Consider the following 369-nt stretch of genomic DNA (forward strand, 5'->3'; position numbering starts at 1 on the left):
GTTCGTTATCAAATAGTGGTTCAACTTCATCAAGTTTGAGTACGAGTGGTTCGTTATCAGATAGTAGTTCAATCTCTGGAAGCTTGAGCACAAGTGGCTCGTTATCAGATAGTAGCTCGACTTCATCAAGCTTGAGCACAAGTGGCTCGTTATCAAATAGTGGTTCGACTTCTGCAAGCTTAAGCACGAGTGGTTCGTTATCAAATAGTGCTTCAACTTCAGGAAGCTTGAGTACAAGCAGCTCGTTATCAAATAGTGGTTCGACTTCTGCAAGTTTGAGTACGAGTGATTCGTTATCAGATAGTACCTCAACTTCATCAAGTTTGAGCACAAGCGGATCATTGTCGAACAGTGCGTCAACTTCATCAA

General features: G+C 42.0%; 1 protein-coding gene. It reads right to left on the minus strand.

Annotated elements, in window-relative coordinates:
* The coding region (locus FC19_RS11710) for a hypothetical protein (RefSeq protein ID WP_201782329.1) at nt 1-369 on the minus strand (369 nt) is incomplete at both ends.

This window comes from Liquorilactobacillus aquaticus DSM 21051 (assembly GCF_001436755.1).
Lineage (GTDB): Bacteria > Bacillota > Bacilli > Lactobacillales > Lactobacillaceae > Liquorilactobacillus > Liquorilactobacillus aquaticus.